The organism is Siphonobacter sp. BAB-5405, from assembly GCF_002872335.1.
Lineage (GTDB): Bacteria > Bacteroidota > Bacteroidia > Cytophagales > Spirosomataceae > Siphonobacter.
Window position 1 is genome coordinate 1 of sequence record NZ_NJAG01000090.1, and the last position, 7,004, is coordinate 7,004.

Below are 7,004 nucleotides of genomic sequence, written 5' to 3' on the forward strand. Positions count from 1 at the left end.
CGGAATCTAGTCCTTTGCATATGGAAACGAGTATTTTCTGTCTTATCTCAAGTGGGACGCTATTCGGATCGCCCCCTTCTAAAATAAGCTCGGGTTCTAAGTTATATACCTTGTGCAATAACGGGCTATCGAGTAAAATCAGCCATGAGAGAACTGGCCTCATCGAAGGGACGATCACTTCCTGCTCATATTGGATGCGAAAAAATAGGTGTTCGATCCTTTGCCGGGAGCCAGCTCCTTTTAATTGTTCAGCAAACCAGACTGCTGCTAAGTATTCTCTTACTGAACGGTGATGGAAACGAACCATGCCATAAATCGCTTCATCAAAGAGTGGTCGACTTAATAAAATTTGAATTTCTCTTTCGTTCCAATCCGCTAGAATAGACTTTACATCGATGCCATTTAACGGATTTCTTTCATCCGGCACTTGAAAGATGGTTTCGTGCATAAGAACAGATGCTGCAGCCAGCAGACGAGCCCCCTTTTCAACTTTTTCAACTGTGAAGGGCCTGGACTCTGCTCTATCCTGATCCCGTTCACTAAGTCTTCGCCCGACGCTATGCTTCATCAACTCAAAACGTGATCCTAGCCGCTGTTTATCGTTCCAGAACGACACTAGTTCATCCAAGTCTTGTGGACGAGTGGTAAAGGCCCAGGCATCTCTCCGCTCCAAATCATTTAAAAATCCGGCACTATTTTTGATACCTTTCGCCTCGACAAAAGTGACTATCTGTTCCCTTGTCAAATCAGCCAAGGAGTAGACCTTAAAGCCAGCCTTCTGCTGTTCAGATTGGCTTTGTGCTGCCTTAGAACTAGCTTTCTCCGAAAACGTGTCTTCATGAATATCACTCTTGCTATTCCTAACGTGAGCAATACATCAGGAAATAGCGAATTACAAAGTTTTAGATCACTTTTGGGTCTCCAGGCTGTAATTCGGGAAGTAATAATCAAATGGGTCCTGGGCTTGGCAATAGCTATTTGGACAGATAGTTTTCTAAGGGCTCGCTCAAAGTCTTTTGGGTCTTTTAACCGGGCTTCGTCCACGGAATCAAGCAATATCCAGCCTTCATCATTGGAATCTATCCAATTTTGAAACTCTTGAGAAGTGCCGATTTCAAATGCACTTTCTAAATCGTCAACAATATGTTCTAGTCGCAAGAAAAATGCATATTTCCCCTCTGATTGCAGATTCTGAGTAGCATGCCGGATCTCTTGAGTTTTTCCGGCACCCGCTTCGGCAAGGATAACAATACGATATGCTTGTAATAACTCGTTCCAGCCAAGAGAACCATCTTCTTGAAAACGGCTAAATCCCTCTAAATTAATGCTATCCTCCTTTGAGTTATATGTATACTGATTGGGTAATAGACTAAATAAGCGATCAAGATTAATGAACTGTTCCAAGGTGCGATTAGGGCTATACGTTATCTACCTAAGATACAATTTATAGGCGTGAAAGAGATTTAGTTTTTTCAACTTAATTTTAAGAAAATCAAAAATGCGTAACGATAGCATTACTTCATTTACTTTATTAGGTAAACAAAGTAAAGGCAGCCAGACCTTTTGTTGAGTTATACCCTCATCAGATTCCAAAACCTAGTATCAACTGAGTGACTGTTGTTCAGGTATTTAAGTTGCCAACTCTGCTGCTTGTACATTAGGTTTACAGGTAATCAAGCCGGTCACTCATAGCGGCAGCATTTCTAACGTATTCTTCAAGGCTACACACGTCAAACATCCTACTGAATAGTATAAAACTATTGTTACTCAAGCTCTCGATGTAAATAGTAGCACAAGACCCGTAGCATGTGGCAGAGTCAGACGGTAAATATTAGGTTGAGCTATAAGTTAGTCACTCAAAAGTGTTCTTGACTAATCAACGAACTATCATTCTTAAAAAATGGACTATTTGAACTACTACAATCAACTTAAAGAGCAAATAAGAGATTCGATTCATCTTTCACTTTCCATTAGAATATCCTAAATTAAAATCATCCTTGATTAAATATCATAAGCGGTATAATCACTAAACTAGCAATTTATTGACATTTGTTAATATTCTGTTGATTCATGTGTTGTTAATCATATTCACAATGTACGTGAAGTATTTAGCAAATTTTTAAAATTCTCCCAAATCAGATTTTTCGCTACTATCTCATCGCATTTCCACTGCTTCGCAAAACTACTAAGGGTATTTTCTAATGATTGATATCTAGTTGTAACTGAGTCAGAAAAAGTAAATGGTGCATCTGTTTCTGTTAAAAGTGATGCCTTTGGCAATAATTGGATTAACTGCTGACCACTTTTACTAGTAAACATTTTATGATTAATCGAAAAATAAAAGCCTGCCTTTAAAGCTAATTTCATTTCATCAAACCCGCCCGAATACCAATGTAAAATCACTTGGTGTTGAGTACCTTTTAGGTTACTTATCAATTCACTGATGGTCTCTTTAGAAGCCTTCCGACTATGTATAGTGAGAATCTTTGAATCATGGTTCTTGATTGCCTTCAATACCTGTCTGAAGGCTAAGAGCTGTGCCTGACGTTCATTTACATCTTTTGATGTACCATCCAATCCTATTTCACCAATGTATCGGGCACCCTTACACAAGTCAACGAATAAAGGAATTTCCTTGATTCGTTGACTTGCCAGTTCAGGGTGTAATCCCAAGCCTATACGTATGTTTTGACACTCACGGAACAACTTTACATTTGGCTCCCACAAGATGGGCGTGTTGGTTACTGTAATTGTCTTAATAGAAAATGCATCTTCCTCGCTTACACTCTTTCGAATGTTTGGGAAAAGGTCTAAGTGACAATGGGTGTCTACGTAGTAACTCATACACTATCAACTATTCTTATATATCGTAAAACTTCTTCCACCTCGGCTAACCCTCTCTGGTAAACTGCCAGAGATTCTTCCGGGTTTGATAAAGGACCTGTCAAGCGAATTGCTGTAGGTAAAAAATGTGGTGTAGTACGCACAAGTTCACTTAAATATTTTAGGGCCATTGCGTGTTCTCCTACACCAGGAGCACCATCTTTTGATACAGGTAAAGCTTCCATGTAAATATCGGTTCTATACGGTGGATATCCGTCAGAACGTAAAACTTCATTACTATCTGGCAAGTTTGCTTTCTTTAATGCTGCTCGGCGAATAATGCAGGGTACACATCGGCCACAGTGTCGCTTTCCAGGAGTTTCAAGCATGGCGTTTCGAGTAGCGGGACGACTACAAGACATTGTATCTACGCTAGCTGCAAAAGCAGGATCAGCACTAGCTAGTAGCATTTCCCCCTTCGTTTTGAACTCAAAAGGATTAATGATCGTAGTCTTTAAATCCAATCCATCAAATAACTCTTGCATTAAACTTAAGTAATAAGGATGCGTAGTACGAGTACTATAAGCCCCTAGACGTAAGGGAGTTAAAGGTAGGTTCAGTGTAATGAACCCATTTTCAGGAATATAAAGTTGTTTGCGTTGCGATATATCGGGTAAACCAGTAGCACATGCTACTCCTAATGCCAGGAATAAAAATGACCGACCTCTCTCTGTATTCTCACCATCTATAGGTAAACCATTCTCTTTAGGCTTACCTATCCGCACAAAAGCATCAATTAATTGAGGATCAAGAGTAGAATAATGATTCCTTAAAGCATCAAACGCCTTATTACGAAATGCAGATACATCACTACTTTTTGCATGCCCCACTAGCAAAGGTCGCTCTTGAGATTCAAGTAAGTCCATAGCTCCCAAAAAACTATCCATGCCCCCAGAAAATAGGCAGACTATATTAGTATGATGGTTGGTTGGGGCCAAGGTACGCTTGCTGACGGTAATTGATCCTTGGCTCTGACGGAACGAAATATGCCATAAATCGCCTGTCAAAAAGTTTAAAAGCTGTTTTAGAAGCTCTTCTTGAGATTTCCAGAGATCAGGATTACTAACGGGTACAAAAAGATGTAATTGACGAGTCCATCCATCATCTGAATAGTGGCCACGATTTACACAAGTATCTGCTGCATAGACAGCTGTAGCCACATTTAGTAAATCTAAACCTGCTTCCGAAGGTAAAATTCGCTGTTTACGTAAGCTTTTAAGTAGCTTACTGTAACTCACTCGGTTTGAACTCTGAGTAGAGTCTTCGGCGTAAAAAGTATAGAATCGATTAAAGTCGGCTGAATTAATCTCAGCACCCTGGTCATTAGGACCAACTCTTAGTTCAATGCCAATAGTTGCCATAAGTTTAGAGGTTAAGAGTTAAGAATAGTCTGAATAGCAATACGGTATATGCCTGTCAGCTTACGCTCAATCGTTGCAATCGATTGAACTGCTTTTTGTAATTCAGGCATAATCGTAGATCGGATTAATCCACTCACTATTTGGGAGAGTTGCTTTTCTACTTCTAGGGCTCTTAATGGGTCAGAAGTAGCTACCGTAAGTGATCGACCTACGTCACATATCAAGCGATAAACTAGGCTCTCCTCTAAAAAGATAGCCATCATCTCGGCTATTTGTGTATCTGTGAGACGAGTTAAATCAAGTTCGGGATTTTCTTCAATGATGCGTACTACTGCCCGTGCGTAAGCATATTTAGTGATGGCATTATCTAATAGAGCAGACGTCTCACAAACAATATCCATCAAAGCAGAAAGAATTTCTACGGCTGGTCTACCTACATATTGAGTAAGATTGTAAGTGTTAAGGACATCTTGTAAGCCTTCCTTCTGAAATCTACTAAGTGTACTACCTAAACGAGCAACCGCTTGACTAGAAAGTTGCATTCGCTGTGCAGCTTTTTTACTTCCTCCAAGCGAGTGATAATAATAGTTTTTGACTACTCGATTGAGTCCTTGTGAGTTACCAGTTCTTATAGCCTCTTTGAATCCTCTTTGACTCGCATCAAAGCGATTATGAGGAATTGGGATATCATCCGGTGAGCCGTCATCTTCAACGGGAGTTGGTTCATTTGATTCATTCTCATCAGAATCAGTTGGCTGATTCTCCTCAAACTCGTTAATCCAATCAGGTAATAATGGGGTACTCGGACTGAGACCCCGGCGGTTAGTTGAAGTTCCCATAAAGTTATAGTGTGGACAATTGATTAATTAGAGTTTTAACAATACTTGGCGAATCAGGGTTTCGCTGGATAGAGGCGAAAAAGTTTGCTTTCGCCTCTAATCCTGGAGTAGAATGAATAAAGTTCAAATTTGAAATAGTCCATAGGCTTAGTTGTGAGGCAGGAATGATTTCAAGTAACTTGATTAAATCAGGTTCTAACAACTCTTGATTTTCAACTAGAAAAAAGAGACCTTTAATCACATTGGATTCACTTTGCCAAGTATTTTCTTTCAATGCTTTCTTTTCAAGCTGCTGAAATAGTTGACGAATAGATGGTAGAGTTAATGCTTTAATGTCAGCTTGCTGCCCTTGCATAGCCATTCGACTCCCCCCCTCTAATACTTTTAATATTGGTACTAAAGAATGTGGGATCTCATCTGAGGGCTGAAAACTTACTGCACGTTCTCGTGATACGAATAATAGGGGCGTAAATCAACTTTTGACAATTTTGGTTCAAGCTTTGCCCATTCTAGTAATGGGTTTTCCTGGTCATCAGTTTTAGCAGCATGGTTTGGTTGATTAGCACCCGCTGTCTCCTTAGTAGCAGGTTCCTCAAGTCCTATAATAGTCTGAGAATGACCGTTGGCTGATGAAGTAACTTCTCCTACGATTTGAGTGTATTCTTTATCATGAAATCGTTCTAATAACAATAGTTTTGAAAGTACGCCTAACTTTAAATCTTTAAGTCCATAGATCTCCGCTACTCGCTTCCGGAGAAAAACGGTGTTCATGAAACGTTTGATGTTTCTAGGATTTCCTCTCAGTTCGGTTGCTAATGAACTACCTAGCTGATCAGCGATAGCTAACAATGAACGTAAGGTTCGAGTTTGATCATCTTTTTTGAATTTAGTAGTAATGAAGTCATAGCTTAGTTCGGTAGTATCATAAGGTGTGGTTTTAGAATCTTCAAAGGCTTGGCATATTTCCCTTAAAAGGGTTTGATCTTCATCCAAATGGTATTGAAGCAACAGGAATCTTATATAATTCTGTGTCTGAAGCTGATTAAGTGAAGGAATGCGAATGGGTATCTGGATAAGCTTTTCCAGATAATGTTTTGTATAATCAGCCTGAGAAACAGGCAAATCAGGATAATGGCGTCGGACAGCATACTCAATCATTGCTTCATCCGTAGCAATAACAAATACAGTCCCTGGAACAAATAAAAATAGTTTAACTGCTTCTAGTATCTCAATAACGGTATGTGGTAGGCACCGATCTAAATCGTCAACTAAGATTACTAGACGTTCTACTTTCACTCGATTGATTAACTCTTCCAACTCCTTGCGAAAAGCTTGAATCTGGGCGGGAACAGTTGCTTCTTCAGGTTTTAGCCAAGGGTCATCATCTTCATCCTTCTTTTTGCCGTCTTTTTCTTTCTCAGAAGAACCTTCATCAGAACCTAAAAATTGTTTGGCTTTGCAAAAGAACCAACCAGTCCAAATAAAGCAGTAGGCGGAAGACCTGTTAAAGAAGTGACAGCGGCATTAAGAGCTACCTCTCCTGCTAACTTAGCACCTTTCAAATAGTTAATTCTTCGTAAAATAGATTTTCCTATATCCTTAGCCTTCTGACTCCTAGAGCGGCGTTTAAGAAGCTCATGAACAACAGTCTCCATTAAAGCTGTCTTGGTATCTTCGTAACCTTGATACAACCACCCATTAAAAATAAAGCATAGGGTTTGCGGATCTTCCTTCATTTCAGACTCAACCAATGTTAAAATGGATGACTTGCCAGCTCCCCAACTGCCATGGATTCCAATAGTGAGCGGGCGAAGAGATTGTTGCTGGATAATACTTACCAGAGTTTTTGCAATTCGACTGTACCCGAGCAAGTCTACCTTGGCTTCTTGGTCGTTCCACATAATAGTTATGAAATGTAAAA

At 39.7% G+C, this 7,004-nt stretch carries 8 protein-coding genes; all 8 read right to left on the bottom strand.

Annotated features, from left to right (window positions below; translation table 11 throughout):
• The coding region (locus tag BWI97_RS25775) for a hypothetical protein (protein WP_199182111.1) at positions 1 to 754 on the bottom strand (754 nt) is incomplete at its 3' end.
• On the bottom strand, positions 742 to 1,404 hold the full coding sequence (locus BWI97_RS25780) for a hypothetical protein (RefSeq protein ID WP_102203361.1): 663 nt from the start codon (positions 1,402 to 1,404) through the stop codon (positions 742 to 744). The genes BWI97_RS25775 and BWI97_RS25780, both read right to left, overlap by 13 nt.
• Before the next feature lie 684 nt (positions 1,405 to 2,088).
• A complete protein-coding gene (gene qatD, locus BWI97_RS25785) occupies positions 2,089 to 2,844 on the bottom strand; it encodes a Qat anti-phage system TatD family nuclease QatD (protein ID WP_102203362.1) in 756 nt (251 codons plus the stop codon).
• Positions 2,841 to 4,244, bottom strand: coding sequence for a Qat anti-phage system QueC-like protein QatC (qatC, locus tag BWI97_RS25790; protein ID WP_102203363.1), 1,404 nt, complete (start codon positions 4,242 to 4,244; stop codon positions 2,841 to 2,843). The genes qatD and qatC overlap by 4 nt, the downstream gene beginning before the upstream one ends.
• Before the next feature lie 11 nt (positions 4,245 to 4,255).
• Positions 4,256 to 5,083 carry a Qat anti-phage system associated protein QatB gene (gene qatB, locus BWI97_RS25795; protein WP_102203364.1) on the bottom strand — a complete coding sequence of 276 codons (828 nt, stop codon included), beginning with the start codon at positions 5,081 to 5,083 and terminating at the stop codon, positions 4,256 to 4,258.
• A gap of 4 nt (positions 5,084 to 5,087) precedes the next feature.
• Positions 5,088 to 5,438, bottom strand: a complete 351-nt coding sequence (locus tag BWI97_RS25800) for a hypothetical protein (RefSeq protein ID WP_146011048.1) — start codon at positions 5,436 to 5,438, stop codon at positions 5,088 to 5,090.
• A gap of 77 nt (positions 5,439 to 5,515) precedes the next feature.
• Positions 5,516 to 6,565: a P-loop NTPase fold protein gene (locus tag BWI97_RS25805; protein WP_102203366.1), complete on the bottom strand. Its 1,050-nt coding sequence runs from the start codon at positions 6,563 to 6,565 to the stop codon at positions 5,516 to 5,518.
• A partial coding sequence (locus BWI97_RS29080) for a P-loop NTPase fold protein (protein ID WP_255403232.1) occupies positions 6,523 to 7,004 on the bottom strand: 482 nt, incomplete at its 5' end. The genes BWI97_RS29080 and BWI97_RS25805, both read right to left, overlap by 43 nt.

Coding starts and splice junctions, on each gene's coding strand:
- qatB (WP_102203364.1), bottom strand. CDS start 5,083: ATGGGAACTTCAACTAACCGCCGGGGTCTCAGTCCGAGTACCCCATTA.
- BWI97_RS25800 (WP_146011048.1), bottom strand. CDS start 5,438: ATGCAAGGGCAGCAAGCTGACATTAAAGCATTAACTCTACCATCTATT.
- qatC (WP_102203363.1), bottom strand. CDS start 4,244: ATGGCAACTATTGGCATTGAACTAAGAGTTGGTCCTAATGACCAGGGT.
- qatD (WP_102203362.1), bottom strand. CDS start 2,844: ATGAGTTACTACGTAGACACCCATTGTCACTTAGACCTTTTCCCAAAC.